Below are 21,193 nucleotides of genomic sequence, written 5' to 3'. Positions count from 1 at the left end.
CAAAAATGCACGTTAGCGTTTCGCCAAACGCAAAGTGCTTAACCGTTGCCGAAGGCGTAGCGCAGGGTGATGCCGACTTCGCGCTCGGGTACGTAGCGGACCTGGTAATAGCCAGCCGGGAACATGCCATAGACCGTTTGCGGTTGGCCGCGCTCCAGCAAAGTGTCCTCATCCAGCAGATTCTTGGCCCACACACTGATTTCCCAGGGTGAATTCACACCGCGGATGCCGGCGAACACGTTGAGGATACCGTAGGCATCAGCCTCGTAATCCATGCCGGTGTCCTCCTGTTCGCTGTAGTAGTTGTACAGCGCGCGCACATAGGCGTCGTTGGAGAACAGCTCGAAGGAATACTCGGTTTGCAGCATGGCCGTCCACTTGGGCGTACTGGAAATCCGGGTATCGACATCGCAGTAGAGCACGGAACTACCGCCGAAATCGTCCAGAGTCAGGTCACCAATATCGCCGGAGTCCGGGTTGCCATCGAGGTTGGTGTCGCGACATGGCACGGTAGCATCGTCATAGGTACCGTCCGCGTAAGCCGTGTTGAACTGGGCCCACCAGTTCTCAGTAAGGCTGTAGGAAACATCCAGCTCAAAACCTTCGACGGTGGCGTCGCCGGGGTACGTAAAGCCACCCGACTGGATGGTGTCGCCGGCGCCGATGTAGGGCACCTCATTAAAACGCCCGATGAAGTTGTCGAAGCTCTGGTGGAAAATCGACGCGTTCAAGCGCATGCGACGGTCAAACAGCTCCGAACGCACACCGATTTCGTAGGAATCGGACTCTTCAGGGTCGCCCTGCAGGAGGTCGGGGGTCACCGGCGCAGTAACGCCGACAGTAACACCGGCCGGACGCCAGGAGTGGCCATAGTTGAAGTAGGCCATCACATCGTCCGTGAACTGGTGCTTGAGCGCCACGTTGTACACCCAGGCTTCCTGATCCTTGGAGGCTGTCTGAGAGTAGTTTGAACTGGCAAGGACCAGGTCACAGTAACCCGGGTAGGTCTCGTCACCGTTAAAGCCCACACCCAGACCAACCAGGCCCTGGCAAAGCCCGTTCAGGGGTGCGCCAGGCGCAATGCCGATGGCAATTTCAGCTGCGCTGGTGTTGATAGTCTCAACCCGTTCTTCCTCTGACTGCAAATAACGGACGCCAAGTTGCAAGTCAGTTGCATCGGTAAGATGCAGTGTGGTGTTGCTGTAGATGGCGTACTCGGTCATCTCGATGGGAATGCCACCGCTGGCCTGAATCAGGTAGTCGCTATTCACGCCGCCGGTAGGGTCTGGATTGAGTGGGGAGCCAAACGCCCCATCCAGCACCGACGGTTGTGCGAACGTGGTTGCGGTATCGGTTTTCATATACCACAACCCGACGAGGTAGTCGGCGAAGGCATCCGGGTTATCGGATTCCAGACGCAGCTCTTGGGAATCGACTTTAAAGCTGGAGCGCGTTTTCTGCGCTTCAGTCCAGTCCAGGGCTGCATTCAGCAGGTCGAGTTCGACATCGAAATCAAAGGAGTTGTCCTGGTAGGCACCGTTGTAGTACAGCACGTGGCCTGGCAGGTCCAGAGACATGTGCAGCGTAGTGGTCTGGAACTTCTGCTTGCCGCCTGATTCGCCTTCCATCACCGATAGATCGCGATCATCGCCGATGGCCGGTCCGTTATAGCCGGCGCCAGGGCCGTTCACGGTTTCCATATTGATGCGATCGGACTCCAGCCACTGGTGAGTCAGCAACGCCTCAAACCCGTCGGTGGGCGCCCACAGGAGGCTGGCGCGCCAGCTTCTGGTTTCGCGCTCGGATTCAATACCGGAGTTTACGCTTTTAGCGCGATTGCCCTCGTCTTCATCAAACATTCCAGCTACGCGCAAACCGAGCTGGTTGTCGATCAACGGGACGTTCAATGCGCCCTGATAGTTCTGACTGCCCTGATCGCCAGCGGAAGCTGAGAGTGAGCCGCCGAAGGCGTCCAGGTCCGGACGGCGCGTGGTGACGGTAATGGCCCCACCCGGAGCCGGCCGGCCGCGCAGGGTGCCCTGGGGGCCACGCAGCACTTCTACCTGACCGATATCGTAGATACTCTGGAAAGCGTAGTTGGCATCTACCGGGGTTTCGTTGATGTACACATCCACCGCCGGGGCGGCCGAGGCGTTAGAGTCAAAGCCCACGCCACGCATCTGCGCCACCGAACCAAACCCGCCGTTGCTTTCCAGTGACAGGCCGGGCGACAGCTGTGCCAGGTCTTCAAAGCGGAACAGGTTGTAGTCGGCAATGTCCTGGGGAGTGATAGCCGTCACCGTCATCGGCACCTCTTGCAGGCTCTCGGCCCGGCGCTGGGCGGTCACAATCACTTCTTCCAGCATGCCGGATTCACCCGCCCCCTGGGCGGAGGATACCGAGGGATAAAGGGACATCAGCGCAGCCGACACGGCCACGGCCAGAGGGGGGGTCTTATACATTGTTCAAGCTCCTGGAAGATCCGTTCTAAAGATTATGTGGACGATCCGCGAGGGGTGGCGCAACTGCCAGCCCGCATCGTGTTTATGTTTATCTTATATATAAATATAATGACAGATAATTTATTAATTTCAGGTAATAGTCAATACCGATCAAAACAAATTATTTTCCGTCACGGGCGAGCCAATCTTCGTAGAAGGAAGGCATGTCGCTGGAGGCGCGGGTGGTGAACCGCGCGTCGCGTTTTTCGAGGAAGGCGCGCACACCCTCGCGGCCGTCCCCCTGGCTGGTGTAGAACACGGCCAGGGAGTCCACACGATGCGCATCCAGCGGGTGGGCGTAGGCGCTGTTGCGATACAGCATGCGCCGTGCCAGGGCGTTGGCAACCGGCGAGCGCTGCGCCAGCGGCCGTGCAATGGCATAGGCGGCTTCCAGCAGCTCATCCTGGGCGTGTACGGATTTCACCAAACCGCCCACCAGGGCCTCCTGGGCATCAAAAATATCGGCGCTGTACACCCAGTCCAGCGCTTTTGCCATACCCACAATGCGCGGTAGAAACCAGCTGGAGCAGGCCTCCAGCACAATGCCCAGCCGGCCAAACACAAAGCCCATGCGAGCTTTTTCCGATGCCAGGCGAATATCCATGGCCAGTGTCATGGTGATGCCAATGCCCACCGCGGGACCGTTGATGGCGGCAATGACCGGCTTTTTGCAGTCGTAGATGGCCAGCGTCACTCTGCCGCCGGTATCGCGTACACCGTCGATGATGGTCGGGTCGTCCAGGCGCTTATGCAGGTCTTCCAGAGTGGGCTGTTGTGATTCATCGAGCCCGAACACGTTGCCGCCCACCGACAGATCCATGCCGGCACAGAAGGCCCTGCCCTCCCCCGTCACCACCACCACGCCCACGGCGTCGTCTTCGCTGGCGCGTTCGAAGGCGTGCACCAGTTCGTTGGCCATGGTCACGGTAAAGGCATTGAGCTGCTGGGGGCGGTTCAGGGTCAGGGTCAGCACGCGATCGCTAACCGTGTACTTCAGAGTACTGTAATCCATCACCAGGCCTCAGTTCCCAAGCCCCGACGGCACAATGCCCGGGTGCGCATAGTCCGGTAGCACCGGTGCTTCTATGCGCTCTTTGCCGTCCAGTGTGTACACCGGCAGTTTGTGGTGGTGAGGGAAATGCAGGCTGTAGGCGGTCAACCCGGTGCGCTCACTGGCCGGCAGATGGCACAGGGCCAGGCAGGTTTCGGCAATGTATTCGATGCGCTCTGAAGGGTACTCCTCGGGGATCCATTCACTGGCGCCCGGCGTGCGAATGGCAGTGCTGGGGGCCAGGGTGTTGACGGCAATGTTGTCCGCCTGCAGTTCCGCCGCCAGCCCTTGGGTCATGCGGCGCACCGCGGCCTTGATGGCCGCGTACACGGTGGCGCCGCCGTGGCTGGCAAAGCCGTCGTAGGGCCGCAAGGGCGGCAGCGCCGTCACCGAGCCCAGGGTGACAATCCAGCCGCCACCGCGCTTGCGCATTTCGGGCACGGCGTGGTGGTAAAGCATAAATGGCGCGCGCAGGTAATGGCCGATGGTGTTGTCGAACATCGCCTGCGCCATATCCACTGTCGGCGCGTATTCCGCCTTGCCGCCGCTGTGCACCAGAATATCCAGGCCTCCGGCCAGTTTAACGGTGCGCCCGACCAGGCCCTGCAGGTCGTCCTCGCGCTCCAGATCGGCAACCAGCGGGTGGGCGGTGCCGCCGTTGGCCGCTATCAGGGCCACAGTTTCCTTCAGGGTACCTTCGTACTGGCCGGCGCTGTCCAGGCTGCGGGCCGTCACCACCACGGTGGCGCCCTCGGATGCCAAGCGCTGGGCGATAGCGCGGCCGATGCCGCGGCTGGCGCCGGTGACCAGGGCAATTTTGTTCTCCAGCAGTGTTCCCATGGGGCAATTCCTTGTGTGTGCTTGTTCGGGTCCGGTCTGGTATTTGTTCGGTAAGGTATTGATTGGGTGCAGGCGTGCCCGCTCGGCACTGCTTAGACGCCCTCGGGCACCAGTTCAGCCGCCAGCACGCTGTCAGCAAAGGCGCAGAAGGCGTGAGACAGGTGAAGGTCGATGGCCTGGGCCCCAGACTCCGGGTCAAACCAGCGGTCGATGTAGGCCCAGTGGTGCGAGTGCGCCATATAGGGGCCGGTCAATCCATCGAGGCTGTCGAACTCCTGCTCCCATACCCAGGTCCAGGCTGCTACGTCAGCCTGGTGCCAGTCGGTGGCCCGGGCCCGGCTCAGACGCCAGTTGCGAATCTCGCCAATGTGCAGGGGCATGGCCAGCAGGTCGCGTTCAAAACGCGCGGCTGTCTCATCGCTCTGACCCGCCAGCACGCGGAAGAAGGCCGTGCGCTTTACCCCGCCGGCCATGCCGGCATCGCGTATGCCCCCACCCACGGTCTCCATGGCCAGTGCGTGTACGGCCTCACAGTGATCGGCCAGGGCCGGGGCAATCTGATGCTGCCAAGCATCGCTTTGCCGCGCCAGGCGGGCGGCGTTTTCATCCGTGTATTGCAGGTCCCAGGTAAAATGGCCGGCAGCGTACTCGGGGGCGAAGTTACGCGACAGGGCGCTCGCCCTGAGCCCAGGCAGGGCAGCCACTGCATCCTGCAGGACGGATTCCAGCGCATCCAGGTGCCCTTCTTTTGCCAGCAACTGGGCCGTTTCGCGATAGCCATGGGTTGCCACAGGGGCCTCGGCGGACAGGGCGGGGGCCAGTGCCCGGCTGTCGCAGTCTTGCAGGTAGTGACGTTCGCGGGACTCCACCAAAGCGTCAATCTCGGCCCAGAAGGCCAGCACCTGCGGCGTGCTGGATTGGGCGCGCATGGCCCACCAGGCGCCGACATCGGCGACCTCCCACTGCAGCCAGAGGCTCACCGGGCACTCGGCAGTGAGCACTGGCGGCGATACTTGCGCGCTGCGAAACACCAGCCCGCGCGCTGCAGCCCCCTCCTGGTATTGCGCTGCAAACAGGCGCCGCACCGCATCGAGATGGGCGGCCGGCACAATGAGGTGATCCTGAACCGTAATCATAAGGCCCCCTCAACCTGCCAGCAGTTCAACGACTTCGATCAGGTGCCCCTCCGGGTCAGCCACAAAGGCCACCCGAACACCGTGTTCCGGCATCGTTTTGATTGCCGCCACCACGCTGCCACCCGCCTGTTCGGCCCGGGCGACAAAGGCGTCCAGATCCTCGGTCTGAAAGCCGGTAATCACCTCGTCGCTACCCCTCGTTTTACCGTCGGTAAACTGCAGCAGCACAAAAGTGGCCGCGCCCTCGGCGGTGGGGTTGTACATGATCTCGCTGATGGGCCGGCCGGCAATTTCGCTGTCTACCCGGGCCAGCTCAGTGAGCCCGCACACGCTGGCATAAAAAGCGGCCGCAGCCTCGAGGTCGTTAACGAGCAGTTTGCTGAAGCCAAAATGGATCTGGGTGCCTGACATAGTGTGTCCTTGTTATGCGTAACGGTGGGTTGGGTTGTCGTTTGCCGCTTGTCTGCCGTTGGCGTTTTATCGGTGACTGCTGTTGGTCGTTCTATTGGTGAAGCCCGCGTTAGACGAATCGCCGCCGGGTGAGCACCGGGCGATTGCCAGCAGCGAAACCGGCCTGCCTGGTACCAATGCGCGCCCACCTGTAGACATTTAACTTATGATTAATTTATTCTGCAAAGCTATCGCTATTCAGCGGCGGCGTCAACGCTATCCCGCCCGCCCTGCAGGTCAGTTGTTAGGTGGTACATCAATTCAACCCAGCACGATTGTGCCCAACAACCCTCACCTGCTGTAGTAGCACAACCGATAACAACAACGGCATTCAAGGAGCACTTTTGTGATGTCCACCGGTCATTTGAGGCAGCAGACACTGTTCGATGTACTGCGCCGCACCGCAGCGCGGTTCCCGGAAAAACGGGCCATTCGCCACCACGATGTCAGCTGGACCTATCGAGAATTCCATACCCTGAGCATGCGCGTAGCCGGGGGCCTCAGGGCCCAGGGCATCGGGCCCGGCGACCGGGTTGCTGTCCTGTCGCGCAACTCCAATGCCTTTGCCCTGGCACGCTTTGCCATAGCGGCCTGCGGCGCGGTGCTGGTGCCGGTGAACTTCATGCTCAATGCCGACGAGGCGGCCTACATCATCGGCCACAGCGGCGCCCGCTTGCTGCTGGTAGGCAATACCGAGCTGGAGAAAGCAAAAAGCGCCGTCAGCCGATGTCCGGCCGTGGAACAGCTGTTCTGGCTGGCGCTTAATAGCCCCGCACCGGATGGCCTGCAGCCCTTTGATGCGCTGGCAAGCGCAACGCCGCTGGCCGAGCCGCCGGTCATCGACAACACCGAACCCGCCCAGATCGTCTACACCAGCGGCACCGAATCCGCCCCCAAGGGCGCGGTGCTCAGCCACGCCGCTGTGCTGTGGCAATACAGCAGTATCCTGGCGGATGCCGAGGTCGCCGGGGAGGATGTGCTGCTTCACGCCCTGCCCCTGTTCCACTGCGCCCAGCTGGACTGTTTTTTGGGCCCGTCCATTCACTGTGGTGGCAGCAATGTCATCACCGCCGACAACAGCCCGGGCAACCTGCTGCACCTGCTGGCCAGCGAAGGCATTACCTCTTTCTTTGCCCCACCCACGGTGTGGATCTCTCTGCTGCGCCATCCGGATTTTGACAACACCGACCTGTCGGCCCTGCGCAAGGGCTACTACGGCGCCTCCATCATGCCGGTGGAGGTGCTCAAGGAAATCCAGGCGCGCCTGCCCGATCTGCAGCTGTGGAACCTCTACGGCCAGACGGAAATTGCCCCCACCGCCACCATCCTCAAGCCCGCCGACCAGCTGCGCAAGGCGGGCTCCGCCGGCAAGCCGGTGCTGCACGTAGAGACCCGAGTCGTGGACGACGCGGGCAACGATGTGCCGGTGGGCGAGATTGGCGAGGTAGTGCACCGCTCACCACAGCTACTGACGGAGTACTTCAAGAACCCGGAGAAAACCGCCGAGGCCTTTGCCGGCGGCTGGTTTCACAGCGGCGATCTGGCCACCCTCGACCACGAGGGCTACCTCACCATCGTCGATCGCAAGAAGGACATGATCAAAAGCGGCGGCGAGAACGTGTCGGGGCGCGAAGTGGAGGAAACCATTTACCAGCTGGACTGGGTGGCGGAAGTGGCCGTGATCGGCCTGCCCCACCAGCGCTGGGTGGAGGCGGTGACCGCGGTGGTGGTACCCAAGGCAGGGGCCGAGCCGGACGAGGACGCGGTGATACGCTTCTGCCAGTCGCGCCTGGCCACCTTCAAGGTACCCAAGCGCATCGTGTTTGCCGACGACCTGCCGCGGAACCCCTCCGGGAAAATCCTCAAGCGCGAGCTGCGCCTGGCCCATGAGGAGGTCTTCAGCAATGACGGATAACGCAGCGAATAGCGGCCACGAGGCCGCCAACCCAACAGCGTCGCGCCAGCAAGACACCCCGGGCGCCCTGGACGGTGTGCGGGTCCTGGATTTAAGCCGGGTGCTGGCCGGCCCCTGGTCCACCCAGATACTGGCCGACCTGGGCGCGGAAGTGATCAAGATTGAACGCCCCGGCGCGGGGGATGACACCCGCAGTTGGGGGCCGCCGTTTGTACAGCGCCAGGATGGCTCCTGCGATGCCGCCTACTACTTTGTCGCCAATCGCAACAAACGCTCGGTGGCGCTGGACATCAGCCAGCCGGAGGGCCAGGCGGCAGTGCGCCAGTTGGCGGCCAGTGCCCACGTACTGGTGGAGAACTTCAAGGTGGGCGGGCTGGCGGCCTACGGCCTGGACTACGACAGCTTAAAGGCCATCAACCCCGCCCTGGTGTACTGCTCGGTCACCGGCTTTGGCCAAAGCGGCCCCTACGCCCCCCGGGCCGGTTATGACTTTCTGATCCAGGGCATGAGCGGGCTGATGAGCATTACCGGCCAGCCCGATGGCGGCCCCGGCGCCGAGCCGGTCAAGGTGGGCGTAGCCACTGCCGATCTGTCCGCCGGGCTCTATGCCACCATCGGCATTCTGGCGGCCCTGCGCCACGCCGAGCGTACCGGCGAAGGCCAGCATCTCGATATCTCCCTGCTGGATTGCCAGGTCAGCCTGCTGGCCAACCAGGCCCAGAACTACCTGGCCAGTGGCCAGCCTCCCCGGCGCCTGGGCAACGCCCACCCCAACGTGGTGCCCTACCAGGTCTTTGCCGTGGCTGACGGCCTCCTGATTCTGGCGGTCGGCAACGACGGCCAGTTCCAGCGCTTCTGCGCCGAGGCCGGAGTACCGGAGCTGGCCCGGGACCCCCGCTACGCCAGCAACGCCGCCAGGGTGGAAAACCGCGACGCCCTTATCGCCACCCTGCGCCCGCTGCTGGCGGCGCGTACCGGCGCAGACTGGATCGCCTGCCTGGAGGCGGCGGGCGTTCCCTGCGGCCCGATCAACACGCTGGATGAGGTGTTTGCCGACCCCCACATCCGCGCTCGCAACATGGCCATTACCATGCCCCTGGATGAGGGCGGCGGCACTCTGCCACTGGTGGCGAACCCCCTGCGTCTGTCGCGCACGCCACCCAGCTACCGGATGCCACCGCCAGGCCTGGGCGAGCACACCCTTGAAGTGCTGGCGCAGATCGAGCGCAACCCGGCCCAGTACCTGACCACCGACAGTGAGTAAGCGGATGATTCCCTGGCCACAACGACAGACGCTGCCGGCCTCCGCAGAGGCCCTGCGCAGCGAAGTACGCGCGTTTCTGGTCGCCCACCCGCCGGCGGCAGCCGCCGATGTGCGCGCCCGTTCCTGGATGGGTTTTGATGCCGCTTTTTCGCAAGCCCTTGGCGAGCGCGGCTGGGTGGGCCTTACCCTGCCCACCCAATACGGCGGTGGCGGTGGCAGCGCCTTTGATCGCTACGTCATCCTTGAAGAGCTACTGGCCGCCGGCGCTCCGGTGTCGGCGCACTGGATTGCCGATCGCCAGAGTGCGCCGCTGCTACTGCGCTTTGGCAGCGACAGCCAGCGCCGTGAGCTACTGCCGCGCATCTGCGCGGGCGAGTTGTATTTCTGCATCGGCATGAGCGAGCCCGGTGCCGGCTCGGACCTGGCCAGTGTCAGCACCCGGGCGGTGCCCAACGACCAGGGCTGGCTGCTGAACGGCAGCAAGCTGTGGACCACCAACGCCGACCGCTGTCACTACATGATCGCCCTGGCGCGCACCTCGGGCCAGCATGGCGACCGGCAACAGGGCCTGTCACAGCTGCTGGTGGACCTCTCCCTGCCGGGCATCACCATTCGGCCCATTCGCGACCTGGCCGGCGACGCCCACTTTAACGAAGTGTTTTTTGACAATGTGCAATTGCCCCACGACGCCCTGATTGGCGCCGAGGGCGATGGCTGGCAGCAGGTCACCGCAGAGCTTGCCTTCGAGCGCAGCGGCCCGGAGCGTATTCTCTCGGCGATGGCCCTGCTGGAATGCTGGTGCGACTGGCTGCGACTTTGTGAGGCCGATACCGGCGACCAGCGCACCCTCGGGGAACTGGTCAGCCGGTTGGCGGTGCTGCGCTCCCTGTCACTGTCCATCACCGCCCAGTTGGCACAGGGGCAAAGCCCGGTGATTCCCGCGGCCCTGGTCAAAGACCTGGGCACCACCTTCGAACAGGACATACCCGCGATGCTGGCCGATCAGATAGGCCGGCGTGGTGGTGAACACGGCAGAGTAGAACTGATGCGCACCCTCGCATACACCAGCATAATCGCCCCCACCTACTCGCTGCGGGGTGGCACCCGGGAAATCCTGCGCGGGCTGATTGCCCGGGGGATGGGCCTGCGATGACCGATTCCGTCTTTCTGGACAGCATCCAGCCCCTGTTCCAGGACATTCACGCGCACTTTACCAGCCAGCCGGACCTCAACCCCCAGGCGGCCTGGGACGAGCTGGTGCAGTCGGGCTTTTTGCGTTTGCTACTGCCAGAGAGCGCCGAGGGCGCCGGCCTTAGCGTTGCCGAAGCACTGCCGGTGCTGATGGCCGCCGGCTACTGGGCCCTGCCCCTGCCCTATGTGGAAACCGCCCTACTCTATGCCGCCTTACCCGACGCTTTGGCAGACGCCATCGATGGCAACCTGGCCCTTGCCGTTGGTACCTGCGGCCCTGGCGAGCCGGCACAGCCCCTGCGCCTGGGCCTGCACTGCCTGGACGCACTGGTTACCGCAAAGGATGGCGGCATCACTGTAGCGCCGGTAAGCGGCGATGTTGAACAGGGCTGGCGCCTGCAGGGCGAGGTGACGCCGCTCTCGCAGGTGCTGGATATCCGCCTACTGGGCACCGCCGCCGAATGTTTGCAACTGGCCGGTGCTATGCAGCGGGTGCTGGAACTGACGGTTGACTACGCCAACACGCGCCAGCAGTTTGGCCGCCCGATTGGCAAGTACCAGGCCCTGCAACAGCAGATTAGCGTGATGACCGGGCATTGCCACAGCGCCGTGATGGCAGCCCAACTGGCAGCGGGCGGGATGCAACGCAGCAACACCGGGCTCAGTCTTGATCACCACCGTGTTGCCGCCGCCTGCGGTATGATCAAGGCGGCCTGTCAGCCAGTGGTGAGCACTGCCCACGCCGTTCACGGTGCCATTGGCGTCACCGAAGAGTATGAACTGCACCACTACACCCGGCGACTGCTTGCCGGCCGACTGGCCGGAGGATCCGAGTCCCGCTGGTTCGAACAGGTTGGCCAGGCCTGCCTGGACAGCGGTGCCAGCGTTTTTGATTTCACCCTGGCCAACCTGAGCTAGCCAGGCACCCTTTTGCGGGAGCTACCATGTCACTGATACAACTGCAGCAGCAAAACCACATCGCCAAACTCACGCTGAACGACCCCGAGCGCCATAACCCAATATCCGATGGGCCCATGGTGGACGCCCTGTGCCAGGCGCTGGAGAGCGCCGACAGTGATGACACGGTACGGGTCATCGTCCTCACCGCCGCGGGCAAGTCGTTCTCCAGCGGCGGCAACCTGAAAACCATGCTGCCAGGCGCCCCCGGCGCACTGGCCGCCGATGAGCCCGCGCAAACCCCGGGCAACTACCGGCGCGGCATCCAGCGTATCCCCCTGCTGTTCCAGCGCCTGCAAAAACCGGTGATTGCCGCCGTGAACGGTGCCGCCGTGGGTGCGGGATGCGACCTGGCCTGCATGTGCGACCTGCGCATTGCATCAACCAGAGCGCGCTTCGCCGAGAGTTTTGTGAAACTGGGGCTGATACCCGGGGACGGCGGCGCCTGGCTGCTGCAGCGCATTGTGGGCTATGCCAAAGCGGCGGAGCTGTCACTCACCGGCGACATGATTGACGCCCAGACTGCCCTGGCCATTGGCCTGGTCTCGCAGGTTGTCGAGCCCGATGCCCTGCTGGCCACGGCACTGGAACTGGCCGACAGGATAGCGGCCAATCCGCCCCACGCCGTGCAGCAAACCAAACGCCTGCTGCAGCAGGCGCGGGACAACAACCTGGCCCACCACCTGGAGCATGCCGGCGCCGTGCAGGCCCTGATGCACACGACCGCCGAGCACCGCGATGCGGTGGCGGCCTTTCTGAACAAGTCGAACTGAAGGGGGCGCGGCCCGGGCTACGCAGCGGCCGGGGGACTCACGCACCCCTGCGGCTCAGGTGAGCAAGTGCGAACGCGTTGCTTCAGGCGTTCTGAATGCGTTCCACCTCGCGTTCGAGGTTGCTGATCATCTGCTGGAAGGCGAGTCCCAACACTTCGTCGGTGGTCAGGGTCATATTGTGCTTGCGCAGCATTAGCAGGAACTCCTGCTCATCAGGCTCGAGCTTGTCGATATGGGACAGGGAAATGCCACTGCGGAAGTGACTGCCCTGCAGCTCATTGAATACCACCGCCACCGCGTAGCTGCAGAACAGCCACACGTGAAGAGCAAGGTCGTGACCGCGAAAACCCTGTTCGTAGAGAGTACGGGACACCGTCAGGGTAATGCGCAACCAGCCGGGGGAGCTGTTGCCATTAACGCCCATGACCTTGAGCACAATGGGATAGCGTTCGGCATGGGCCTTGAAGGTCCACAGCCATTGCATCAGGGTTTCCTGCCAGCGCTGGTTGCGCTTGGCCGGCGGCATTTCAAACTGCATGCAGATATGGTCGCCAATACCTTCCAGCAGGGCATCGCGGCTGGGGAAGTAGTTGTACAAGGCCATGGACACGGTATCGAGAGACTTCGCCAGCTTGGCCAGGGTGAACTGCTCCACCGGCCCCTGTTCCAGCAGTTCCATCGACGCGGCCAGGACTTTCTCCCGTGACAGCCGCGCAGGGCGCCCGGCAGTGGCACGCCGTGCGGTAACTGCGACAGTCGTAGTTTTAGCGCTTGCCGGCGTGCGTTTTGCTCTGGGCTTTTTCTGGGCCTTGGTACTCGCCTTGGTCGCTGCTTTGGCCTTGGCTGCGCTCCCGCCGGGGGCTTTCGCCGCCTTCTTCTTGGCGGCAGGTTTTTTGACGGTGGCTTTTTGTGTCGCAGGCTTTTTCGCGGTGGTCTTAGAGGCGCCACTCGACACCTGTTTAGCCCCGGTTTTACTTGTCTTACTCGGCATGGCGCGACGCTCCCCTGGCGTCTGGACTTACTGGTAATTTAAAGATGAGACTATAGCTTGCACCCACCGCGGGCGGCAAGGCTCATCCAAACCTGTCACCCCAGGTAGCGGCGCACGAACACGCCGTCAGTCATGACCTTTATTCGCCGTCGATAGACAGTCCCATGCCACGCAGTACCTCCACGGGCAGGGCGGGGTTGCCCAGTGCCGTGAGATGCGCCGCTCGCCCCGCCGCCATTTCCCGGGTAATCTCCGGGTGGGTGGATACCCAGAAGTCCCCGGCCGCGATCTGCGGCAGGATGCGCTGGGCCGCTTCATAACCACTGATGCCGTCGGCCTCCAGCATAGCGTTCATCAAGACCCGGTGCTGTTCGCTGCCGGTATCGATGGTGGTCCCGCCGTCCTGGAAAATACGCGTTGCTACCGGCCCCGGCAGAATCGCGGATACGCGGATCGGCGCCTGTTTGATCTGCATTTCCAGGTACAGGCATTCGCTGAAGGATATCAGCGCGTGCTTGCTGAGAATGTAGGAGGTCTGGATCGGCATCATGCCCAGCCCACCAATGGAGGCGGTATTGGCGATCCAGGCAGGCTTGCCAGCGGCTATCATGCGCGGCGCAAAGGCGCGCACCCCGTGAATGGCGCCATGGATATTGATATTGAGGGTTTTCTCCCACTGGGCGGTTGATAGCTCCCAGGTGAAGCCCAGGGTCTCCACGCCAGCGTTATTCACCAGCAGGGTGACATCCCCCCAGTGCTCGTGAACCGTAGCAGCCAGCGCATCAATGGAATCCGGGGTGGACACGTCCACCTTCACCGCCAGGGCTTCACCGCCCTGCTCGACTATCGCGCTGGCCACCGACTGCGCGCGGTCGACGGCGATATCCGCCACCACGACTTTCATACCGTATTCCGCGGCGACCCGGGCCAGTCCCTCGCCAATGCCGGAACCGGCACCGGTGATCACGGCCACGCCACCGCGTAACGCTTCCATACTCATTAATACTGCTCCTCAGGCCACGGCCCGCGCTTTGCCCTTGATCAGGCGGTAATCCGCCAAATCCGGCTCCCGGGTCATCCCCCAGTAATCCACCAGTTTGTAGGGGCTGGACAGGAAGACCCGGCCACTCTTGTTCTTGTAGTAGCTCTTCGCCTTGGGGTGGGACCAGATCAGTCCCTTCAGGGTTTCGTCGACATGGGCGTTGAAAGCTTCGGTCGCCTCCAGCGTGGGCTCCAACGCGGCGGCGTTATTGGCCTGCAGTGCTTCCAGGCACTCCATGATGTAGTGGACCTGGGTTTCCGAAGTGATGTTCTGGCCGCCGGCGTGATTCGGCGCGCTATTGGGACCCACCGTCAGGAAGAAATTGGGGAAACCCGGTACGGTGACCCCCAGGTAGGCTCTCGGGTCATCTTCTCCCCATTCTTCTTTGAGGTTACGGCCGTCACGACCAATGATCTGCAGTCCACCCGTCATGTCCGAAATGTCAAAGCCTGTGGCGCAGAGGATCACGTCCACCTCGATCCGGCTGCCGTCTTTCAACACAATGGCCTTCTCCTCGACGTGGTCGAGGGTATTGTCCTCCAGGCGGACATTGTCGCGGCACAAGGTGTCGAGCCAGTTGATATCCATGCAGATCCGTTTACCGAACACGGGGTAGTCCGGCACCAGCTTTTCCAGCAGGTCGGGACGGTCCTTCAGCTTGGCGTGATAGTTTTGCAGGCAGTACTGGCGCACGCCTTCGTTGTAGGCGGACACTGATGCGCCGTCCTCACATTCCCAATTGGGGTCGATACGGATGTTTTCGTACAGGCCGTCGGCGGCAAACCAGTAGGCGCGGAAGCGGAACCACTCCTTGTAGCCGGGAATGTGCTGCTGCGCCCAGCGCACGGCCTCGGGTACCGCCTGCAGGTGGTTGGGCATGACCCAGTGGCGCGAACGCTGGAACACCGTTAGTTCGCCGACCTCGGGGGCAATGGCCGCCCCAAGTTGGACGCCACTGGCCGCCGTGCCGATCATGGCCACCCGCTTGCCTTTTAAATCCACGCTGCTGTCCCAGCCGGCGGTGTGCATCACCGGGCCGGCAAAGGCATCCAGCCCCGGAATATTGGGCAGCGACCAGCGATTGACCGGGCCGTGGGCGTTGATCACAGCATTGGCGCGGACCTTGCGCTCGCCCTTGGCATCACTGAGCGTGACTTCCCACTCATTGGTCGCCTCATCCCATTCAAAACCGAGCACATGGGTTTCAAACACGACATGGCGGCGCAAGTCATACTTGTCGGCCACAGCCAGCAGGTAGCGCTGGAACTCGGGACCGTTCGGGGTGTAGTGGGACCAGTTCGGATTGAGCTCAAACGAATACGAGTAAAAATGACTCGGCGTATCCACGGCGCAGCCCGGGTAGGTGTTCTCCCACCAGGTACCACCCACTTCGGGATTCTTTTCGATCACCTGGAAGTTGTAGCCGGCTTCATCCAGCTTGATGGCGGCCAATAGCCCGGTCAGGCCGGCGCCAACCACCAGCACCTTGAAGTTATCGTCGGGTGCTTGCCGTCCTGGTCGCTCGCTGCGCTGCTCGGGAGTGTCGAAGCCCATCTGTTCCTTGAGCATCGGAACGAACTCAGCGCCGACCGGCTCACCCACTTCGACACTAAGCAGGCGTGCCAGAGTGTCATCATCCAAATCGGTCGCTTGGGGTGGCGGATCCTGGGTCAGCAGCGTGAACAACGTCTGTCGGATTTCGTCTGCAAGCGCCTCAGGCACTTTTTTCTCGGGCTCAAAGATCGATCCGATGTAGGGCGCACAGGCTGCCAGTAGCGGCGTGTCAGGCTGGTACTGTGCCAACACCATCAGCAGCGTCGCGACGTCCCCCTCGGCGAGGCCGCGTTTCAGGGCGGCCTGATCACGAATGGGCAGGGTCGGCGTGAAGTCGAGTACAGGTGGGTGCATGGGCATGTCTCAGGAATATGGGCAGTTTTTGATACAGCGAAAGCCAATTTACTTATAGATAATTTATTTGTCAAATATAGCGTCTACCAGACGACCTCAATCGAGATCCGCCACTTTGAGGACCATTTTCCCGCGATTGTGGCCCTGCTGCAGGATACGGTGGGCTTCACCCACGTCTTGCACCGCGAACTCGGTCAGCGGCGGCAGCACCACATCACCGCTCACAATGAGGCCGGCGATCTTCTCGAGCGTGGCGGCACAGTTCACGTCATTCATGGTCGAGAAAACCCGTGTCACACCCTTCTCCGCGCCGGCGGCAGCGGCGGCGGGAATGTCACCGTCGTCGACCAGGGTGGGGATGCTGACAAACGTGCCACCGGGTCGCACCAGGTCCAGGCCGTAGGGCAAGGTGCTGACGCCCACGGCATCCATCAGGTAGTCGAGTCCCTCAGGCGCCCAGGCACTGATGGCTTGGCGGATATCTTCCTGCCGGTAGTCGATAACGCGACCGACACCGAGCTCCTGCAGATAGCCCACATTGCGGGTAGAGCAGGTCGCCGCCACTTCAGCGCCGGCCCAGCGGGCAAACTGCACGGCGAAGCTGCCGAGCCCGCCTGAGCCGCCGTGAATCAGGGCTTTCTGGCCTTTCGCGAGGCCGCCGCGATCGAAGAGCCCCTGCCAGGCAGTCAAAGATGCCACCGGCAGTGCAGCCGCTTGGGCGTAATCCATGCCCTGCGGGATGCGTGCCACTCGCTCAACGTTGGCGAGGGCAAACTCGGCATAGCTGCCCTGCCCGCCCTGGCCGTGGTTGGTGGGGGTAAACACGCGGTCGCCGGGTTGGAATGCCGTCACATCCTCCCCGACACTCTCCACCACGCCTGCGGCGTCGAAGCCGATGATGTAGGGAAAGACATAGGGCCGGTACTGGGCCAGATGGCCCTCCCGGTTCTTCCAGTCCGCCGGATTGACCCCGGCGTAAGCGATGCGCACCAACACTTCGCCAGGACCGGGCACCGGGGTAGCGATCTCCGCCCAGCGAAATACGTCGGGGCCACCGGTTTGTTCGATAATCATTGCGTGCATGGGCTGTCGGTTCCTGTAATCAGTCGAGGCGCTCACAGCCCCAGGTGTTGTCGATAGAAGTCGGCCTGAAAGGCGTAGAATTCACGGCTTTCCGGCAGGTCCAGGGCGTACCAGTGGGAGTGCGGCATGCCGTCGTAGACCAGGATGTCGGCGTCCCGGCCCGCGCGGCGCAGGGCCCGGTGAAAATTGCTGGCCGCGCTGAGCAGTGCATCGCGGGTGCCCGAGGCCAGCAGGCTGGGCGGGAACTGGCTCAGGTCGGCGGTTTCTGGCGAAATGATGGGGTCGCGGGGGTCGGCGCCGCCGAGATAGGCTGTCACCTCACTGAGTTCATGCCCCAGCGGCAGGCTTTCCTGACCGTAGAAGCCACTCAAGGTGAAGATGTTGCGGGTGTCGCCAAAATCGAAGAGGTTGCCACCGGCAGAGTACATCCCGACACAGGCCGGCAGGGGGAGCGCTTCGACCTGCTGCAGTCGGATCACCGCCTGGCCACTCAGGAAACCACCCGCCGAACTGCCGAACAGACCGATATTACCGGCGCCAAATTCCTCCAGGCAGTGCCGGTAGACCGCGATCACGTCATCGAGCGCCGCCGGATAGGGGTTTTCGGGGGCCAGCCGGTAATCAACGCAAATCACCGTGATCCCGGTTAGCGCCGCGATGGGAATGCCCTCCACCAGGGCACCGGATCCGACGACAAAGCCGCCGCCGTGCATGTTCAGCAGGACCTTGCCAGCAACCCGGCGATCTTCCTCGGCCGCCTGGATGCGGTGACAGCGTACGCCGTTGATCTGCTCTTCCTGAATATCGACCGGGTACAGGGCTTGCGCGTGCTGATTCAGCCCCTCAAAAGCCGGCGCCATGGCGTCGCGAAGGGTCCACATCGGCACGGGCTCCTCCGGCAGCGGCGCATCGCCCCAGGGGTTGGACGCCAGGTAGGCCTGAGCCTCCGGGCTGACACTGCTGGGAACGGGCACCCGGCGCTCGCCAAGGTGGACGGTGCCATCGGGGTCTATGGGGTACGGCATAAGAGTGTCTCCTGTAGAACGGGCGCTGCGCGCTGGCGCAACGAATTACCTTTATTTTAGTGATAAGTTTTATTGTGCAGGAGACGCTGTTAAAGGTACAGACTCGATGGGTACTAGTATTTCAACAATCTGAACTGGCCACGCTGGTTGCGCGCATCAGCCGTCAGTGCACAGGGACGGGCGTGGTCAGTGAAAATCCACCGCGTCCAGAAAATGTCCCACATCGACGGTGAGCGCCCGTGTATAGAACTCGGTCCTGGCCACCTAGTGGTGCTCCAGAAACTGGCTGACCAATTTCGGGGAGCGCTCTTGAAGGGGCGTGTGCTATCGCCCTCCAACGCGGTCTGCACCGCAAGAGGTGCTGTTGGCCAACCCTCAAGTACAGGTGAATACAGCCGATATTGCATCCGCGGATCGACATCACCAGCGTTAACCCGACAGCGCCAACGCGCTATATCCACGCTGCTTGCGAACCGCTCCGCTGTATCCAGGAGTTTGAGAAGAAATGCGCAACAACCAGCCTATTACCGCTCGTGAGTATCCCATCGCGGAAGAGCAACTGCTGATTTCCCACACCGACCTGAAAGGCAGGATTACTTTTGCCAATAGCGATTTCGTCGAAGTTAGCGGTTTCAGCAGCGAGGAGCTGATTGGCTCCCCGCACAATATCGTTCGCCATCCGGATATGCCTGAGCAGGCCTTTGCTGACCTGTGGCGGTGTCTAAAGGCCGGCGAAATGTGGGTGGGTCTGGTAAAGAACCGGCGCAAGAACGGCGATTTCTACTGGGTGCGGGCCCAGGTGATTCCAATGCTGGAGGCCGGCCGGGCGGTCGGTTATGTCTCGGTAAGAACACGCGCCCGGCCCGCGGCCATCAAATCGGCTTCGCAGGCCTACCAGAAAATCAGCAGGGGCGAAGCGGCATACCTCACTGTGCGCAAAGGAAGAGTACAGCGCACTGGCTGGCGCGGCATTGGCAATCGGGTGATGGCGCTGGCAAGTGGATCTTCCATTTCCCTCACACCACTGATCGCCGCGCTGCTGGTTGGCCTTGCCACTGGGCTCGGCTGGTACGGTACACAGGGCGAAGCGCCCTCCCCCTGGCTGCCGACAGTACAGGCTGCGCTACTGTTTCTGGGACTGCCGCTGCTGCTAGTGCTGGCGTGGCACCAGCGCAGGAGCCTGGTACTGCCGCTGCGGGAGAGCGTGCTGTTTTCCAGCCAGATTGCCGCCGGCAACCTCGGTATCGCCGCGCCGGCGGCGCAGGGTGGCGACTTCGGGCGACTGCTGGCCAGCCTCGACCTGATGCGCAAGAGCCTCGCCGGGATCGCCGGCGAAGTCAGGCGCGGCATCGATGTGGCCAGTCCCGCTGCACGCGACATCGCCGCTGGCAACAGCGACCTGGCTTCCCGCTCCCTGCAGCAGGCGGCGTCACTGGAACAAACCGCCTCCAGTATGGAGCAGATCACCGTGACTGTGCAGCAGAATGCCGACAATGCTGAGCAGGCCAGTACGCTGGCGCGGGAGTCCGCAGCCACCGCGACGGATTGCAGCGACCTGATGGACCAGGTGGTCACCACCATGGGGGGAATCACCCATCACTCCAGCCGCATGGCGGCCATTATCGAGGTTATCGACGGGATCACTTTCCAGACCAATCTACTGGCCCTCAATGCGTCAGTCGAGGCCGCTCGCGCCGGCGTTCACGGACGCGGCTTTGCCGTGGTGGCCAGTGAGGTGCGCAGTCTGGCAGGACGCTCGGCAGATGCCGCCAGGGAAATCCGCACGCTGATTGACTCCTCCACAAGTGATACCAACACCGGTGCGGCGCTGGTGCGTCAGGCGGGGGACTCCATGCAGGAAATGGTGCAGAAGGTAACCCGGCTAAACCAGCTTATTGGTGAAATTGCCACCGCGAGCCGGGAACAGGGCTCGGGCATCGAGCAGGTGAACAGCGCCATCTCGGAGATGGACGCGGTCACTCGCCAGAATGCGGAGAGAGTGAATATCAGCGCCCGGGACACCGAGCGCCTGCTGCATCAGATAGAGGAACTGGCCCGGGCCGCCGCGGTGTTCCGATTTTCCGGCGGCGAAGTCAGAACCGATACAGCCAGACTACACTAGCCGTATCGAAGTCATTTCCAACCCGCGTGAGCACCCCGGTGCTCGCGCTGAGCTTGAGACTCTGCTTTGCGCTCAAGGGAAAGGATAGCGTCACGCCCAGGCGGGAGTTTTCAACCTGGTCATCCCTGGCATTGCCATTGATGTAGGTCTCGCCGCCGTCAAAGTAGTTGAGATTGGCGGATATCCAGGCGCCCCGACCCAGCATGTAAATCAGGTGCGATTGCAGCGAATAGATCGGATCCTGCTCCAGTAGCGTGCCGCGGAAGTTGTCGTCGTTGTCCTCGAATACGCGCACCGACCCCTGCAGGTCGATGTACCAGCGGCCTACCCGATACGACATGCCCAACCCGGGTCGCAGCATCCACCGGTTCGTGCCGGCGTTAATCAGGTGCCTTGCTGTGTAGGTGCCAAGGGGTACTGTCGCCTGCAGACTGGCGCCGACCACCAGTCCAGGTTGCCACTGTCCGAAGTCCTGCAGTTCCAGCGCTGGCGCGCCGTAAAAATTCCAGGTCAGCTTGACCGAGGGATCACCGTACTCGCAACGGTCGGCGGTGGCGAACTCGCCTTCAAAGATGGCCGACCCTTCGTAGCACACCCGCGATGCCGCGATATCAAACTTGGCGGAATCGCCGGCGAGTTCAAAAGAACGCGCGAGGGCCAGCACCCCGGCCTCGATTGTCATTTCAGCGTTCTGCAAGGGCGAACTTGGCGTCGGTGAAAGGTCGCCCTCGGAGCGCGCATAGCCCAGTGCCAGAAACGTTTGTTTCACCGGCAGGTTGGTATAGCTGCGCGGCTCCAGGTCCTGCGCCAGGCTTCCGGGGCCAGCTAGCAGGTATGCTGCGCAACAGGCTGCAAAGCGCATAGCGCCTCCTTTGGCAGCCCGGGTCCCGGCGGCGAGCCGGCAGTATGGTGCGGAATGCGGCGCACCGCGCTGGTCAAACGGG

General features: G+C 62.6%; 17 protein-coding genes. 6 read left to right on the top strand and 11 right to left on the bottom strand.

What is annotated here, in order from left to right; translation table 11 throughout:
- Positions 1-38 precede the first annotated feature (38 nt).
- The 5 genes from FVW59_RS13365 to FVW59_RS13345 form a co-directional block, all read right to left on the bottom strand.
- Positions 39-2,462, bottom strand: coding sequence for a TonB-dependent receptor (locus FVW59_RS13365; protein WP_148064838.1), 2,424 nt, complete (start codon positions 2,460-2,462; stop codon positions 39-41).
- A 160-nt stretch (positions 2,463-2,622) separates the two neighbouring features.
- A complete protein-coding gene (locus FVW59_RS13360) occupies positions 2,623-3,513 on the bottom strand; it encodes a crotonase/enoyl-CoA hydratase family protein (protein ID WP_148064837.1) in 891 nt (296 codons plus the stop codon).
- Between the two features lie 9 nt (positions 3,514-3,522).
- Positions 3,523-4,392, bottom strand: a complete 870-nt coding sequence (locus FVW59_RS13355; protein WP_148064836.1) for an SDR family NAD(P)-dependent oxidoreductase — start codon at positions 4,390-4,392, stop codon at positions 3,523-3,525.
- Between the two features lie 92 nt (positions 4,393-4,484).
- Positions 4,485-5,528 (bottom strand): Dabb family protein, encoded by a 1,044-nt coding sequence (locus tag FVW59_RS13350; RefSeq protein WP_148064835.1) that lies wholly within the window; start codon positions 5,526-5,528, stop codon positions 4,485-4,487.
- A gap of 9 nt (positions 5,529-5,537) precedes the next feature.
- Positions 5,538-5,939, bottom strand: coding sequence for a VOC family protein (locus tag FVW59_RS13345; protein WP_148064834.1), 402 nt, complete (start codon positions 5,937-5,939; stop codon positions 5,538-5,540).
- 388 nt (positions 5,940-6,327) lie between these two features.
- Here FVW59_RS13345 and FVW59_RS13340 point away from each other — a divergent pair, with 388 nt between their 5' ends.
- Genes FVW59_RS13340 through FVW59_RS13320 form a run of 5 tightly spaced genes read left to right on the top strand, consistent with a single transcriptional unit; the run spans position 6,328 to position 12,078 of the window.
- On the top strand, positions 6,328-7,893 hold the full coding sequence (locus FVW59_RS13340; protein WP_148064833.1) for a fatty acyl-CoA synthetase: 1,566 nt from the start codon (positions 6,328-6,330) through the stop codon (positions 7,891-7,893).
- The gene (locus FVW59_RS13335; RefSeq protein ID WP_148064832.1) at positions 7,883-9,157 is read left to right on the top strand and encodes a CaiB/BaiF CoA transferase family protein; all 1,275 of its coding nucleotides are present in this window, start codon (positions 7,883-7,885) and stop codon (positions 9,155-9,157) included. Before FVW59_RS13340 ends, FVW59_RS13335 begins: the two co-directional genes overlap by 11 nt.
- 4 nt (positions 9,158-9,161) lie before the next feature.
- Complete coding sequence (locus FVW59_RS13330) at positions 9,162-10,310, top strand: acyl-CoA dehydrogenase family protein (protein ID WP_148064831.1); 1,149 nt, start codon at positions 9,162-9,164, stop codon at positions 10,308-10,310.
- A complete protein-coding gene (locus FVW59_RS13325; protein WP_148064830.1) occupies positions 10,307-11,266 on the top strand; it encodes an acyl-CoA dehydrogenase family protein in 960 nt (319 codons plus the stop codon). The genes FVW59_RS13330 and FVW59_RS13325 overlap by 4 nt, the downstream gene beginning before the upstream one ends.
- Positions 11,267-11,292: 26 nt before the next feature.
- Positions 11,293-12,078: an enoyl-CoA hydratase-related protein gene (locus FVW59_RS13320; protein ID WP_148064829.1), complete on the top strand. Its 786-nt coding sequence runs from the start codon at positions 11,293-11,295 to the stop codon at positions 12,076-12,078.
- A gap of 82 nt (positions 12,079-12,160) precedes the next feature.
- On the opposite strand, the gene FVW59_RS13315 is transcribed toward FVW59_RS13320, so the two are convergent.
- From FVW59_RS13315 to FVW59_RS13295, 5 genes are all read right to left on the bottom strand, one after another.
- Positions 12,161-12,757, bottom strand: coding sequence for a TetR/AcrR family transcriptional regulator (locus FVW59_RS13315; protein ID WP_148064828.1), 597 nt, complete (start codon positions 12,755-12,757; stop codon positions 12,161-12,163).
- Between the two features lie 451 nt (positions 12,758-13,208).
- Complete coding sequence (locus tag FVW59_RS13310; protein WP_148064827.1) at positions 13,209-14,069, bottom strand: SDR family NAD(P)-dependent oxidoreductase; 861 nt, start codon at positions 14,067-14,069, stop codon at positions 13,209-13,211.
- A 12-nt stretch (positions 14,070-14,081) separates the two neighbouring features.
- On the bottom strand, positions 14,082-16,019 hold the full coding sequence (locus tag FVW59_RS13305; protein WP_148064826.1) for a flavin-containing monooxygenase: 1,938 nt from the start codon (positions 16,017-16,019) through the stop codon (positions 14,082-14,084).
- Between the two features lie 96 nt (positions 16,020-16,115).
- Positions 16,116-17,102: a quinone oxidoreductase family protein gene (locus FVW59_RS13300; RefSeq protein ID WP_148064825.1), complete on the bottom strand. Its 987-nt coding sequence runs from the start codon at positions 17,100-17,102 to the stop codon at positions 16,116-16,118.
- Positions 17,103-17,134: 32 nt separating this feature from the next.
- Entirely contained in the window at positions 17,135-18,127 is a 993-nt protein-coding gene (locus FVW59_RS13295) for an alpha/beta hydrolase fold domain-containing protein (RefSeq protein ID WP_148064824.1), read from the bottom strand.
- A 505-nt stretch (positions 18,128-18,632) separates the two neighbouring features.
- On the opposite strand from FVW59_RS13295, the gene FVW59_RS13290 reads away from it, so the two are divergent.
- Entirely contained in the window at positions 18,633-20,249 is a 1,617-nt protein-coding gene (locus FVW59_RS13290) for a methyl-accepting chemotaxis protein (RefSeq protein WP_148064823.1), read from the top strand.
- Here FVW59_RS13290 and FVW59_RS13285 read toward each other — a convergent pair.
- Positions 20,221-21,111 (bottom strand): transporter, encoded by an 891-nt coding sequence (locus FVW59_RS13285; RefSeq protein ID WP_148064822.1) that lies wholly within the window; start codon positions 21,109-21,111, stop codon positions 20,221-20,223. The genes FVW59_RS13290 and FVW59_RS13285 overlap by 29 nt on opposite strands.
- Between the last annotated feature and the right edge of the window lie 82 nt (positions 21,112-21,193).

Source organism: Parahaliea aestuarii (assembly GCF_008064635.1).
GTDB classification, from domain to species: domain Bacteria; phylum Pseudomonadota; class Gammaproteobacteria; order Pseudomonadales; family Halieaceae; genus Parahaliea; species Parahaliea aestuarii.
This window is presented reverse-complemented; position numbering and strand designations above follow the sequence as displayed.

What these genes read in the sequence shown, in the direction of transcription:
- FVW59_RS13355 (WP_148064836.1), bottom strand. Translation starts at nt 4,392, where the DNA reads ATGGGAACACTGCTGGAGAACAAAATTGCCCTGGTCACCGGCGCCAGC.
- FVW59_RS13315 (WP_148064828.1), bottom strand. Translation starts at nt 12,757, where the DNA reads ATGGAACTGCTGGAACAGGGGCCGGTGGAGCAGTTCACCCTGGCCAAG.
- FVW59_RS13330 (WP_148064831.1), top strand. Translation starts at nt 9,162, where the DNA reads ATGATTCCCTGGCCACAACGACAGACGCTGCCGGCCTCCGCAGAGGCC.
- FVW59_RS13290 (WP_148064823.1), top strand. Translation starts at nt 18,633, where the DNA reads ATGCGCAACAACCAGCCTATTACCGCTCGTGAGTATCCCATCGCGGAA.
- FVW59_RS13350 (WP_148064835.1), bottom strand. Translation starts at nt 5,528, where the DNA reads ATGATTACGGTTCAGGATCACCTCATTGTGCCGGCCGCCCATCTCGAT.
- FVW59_RS13325 (WP_148064830.1), top strand. Translation starts at nt 10,307, where the DNA reads ATGACCGATTCCGTCTTTCTGGACAGCATCCAGCCCCTGTTCCAGGAC.
- FVW59_RS13345 (WP_148064834.1), bottom strand. Translation starts at nt 5,939, where the DNA reads ATGTCAGGCACCCAGATCCATTTTGGCTTCAGCAAACTGCTCGTTAAC.
- FVW59_RS13295 (WP_148064824.1), bottom strand. Translation starts at nt 18,127, where the DNA reads ATGCCGTACCCCATAGACCCCGATGGCACCGTCCACCTTGGCGAGCGC.
- FVW59_RS13300 (WP_148064825.1), bottom strand. Translation starts at nt 17,102, where the DNA reads ATGCACGCAATGATTATCGAACAAACCGGTGGCCCCGACGTATTTCGC.
- FVW59_RS13305 (WP_148064826.1), bottom strand. Translation starts at nt 16,019, where the DNA reads ATGCACCCACCTGTACTCGACTTCACGCCGACCCTGCCCATTCGTGAT.
- FVW59_RS13320 (WP_148064829.1), top strand. Translation starts at nt 11,293, where the DNA reads ATGTCACTGATACAACTGCAGCAGCAAAACCACATCGCCAAACTCACG.
- FVW59_RS13335 (WP_148064832.1), top strand. Translation starts at nt 7,883, where the DNA reads ATGACGGATAACGCAGCGAATAGCGGCCACGAGGCCGCCAACCCAACA.
- FVW59_RS13360 (WP_148064837.1), bottom strand. Translation starts at nt 3,513, where the DNA reads ATGGATTACAGTACTCTGAAGTACACGGTTAGCGATCGCGTGCTGACC.
- FVW59_RS13285 (WP_148064822.1), bottom strand. Translation starts at nt 21,111, where the DNA reads ATGCGCTTTGCAGCCTGTTGCGCAGCATACCTGCTAGCTGGCCCCGGA.
- FVW59_RS13340 (WP_148064833.1), top strand. Translation starts at nt 6,328, where the DNA reads ATGTCCACCGGTCATTTGAGGCAGCAGACACTGTTCGATGTACTGCGC.
- FVW59_RS13365 (WP_148064838.1), bottom strand. Translation starts at nt 2,462, where the DNA reads ATGTATAAGACCCCCCCTCTGGCCGTGGCCGTGTCGGCTGCGCTGATG.
- FVW59_RS13310 (WP_148064827.1), bottom strand. Translation starts at nt 14,069, where the DNA reads ATGAGTATGGAAGCGTTACGCGGTGGCGTGGCCGTGATCACCGGTGCC.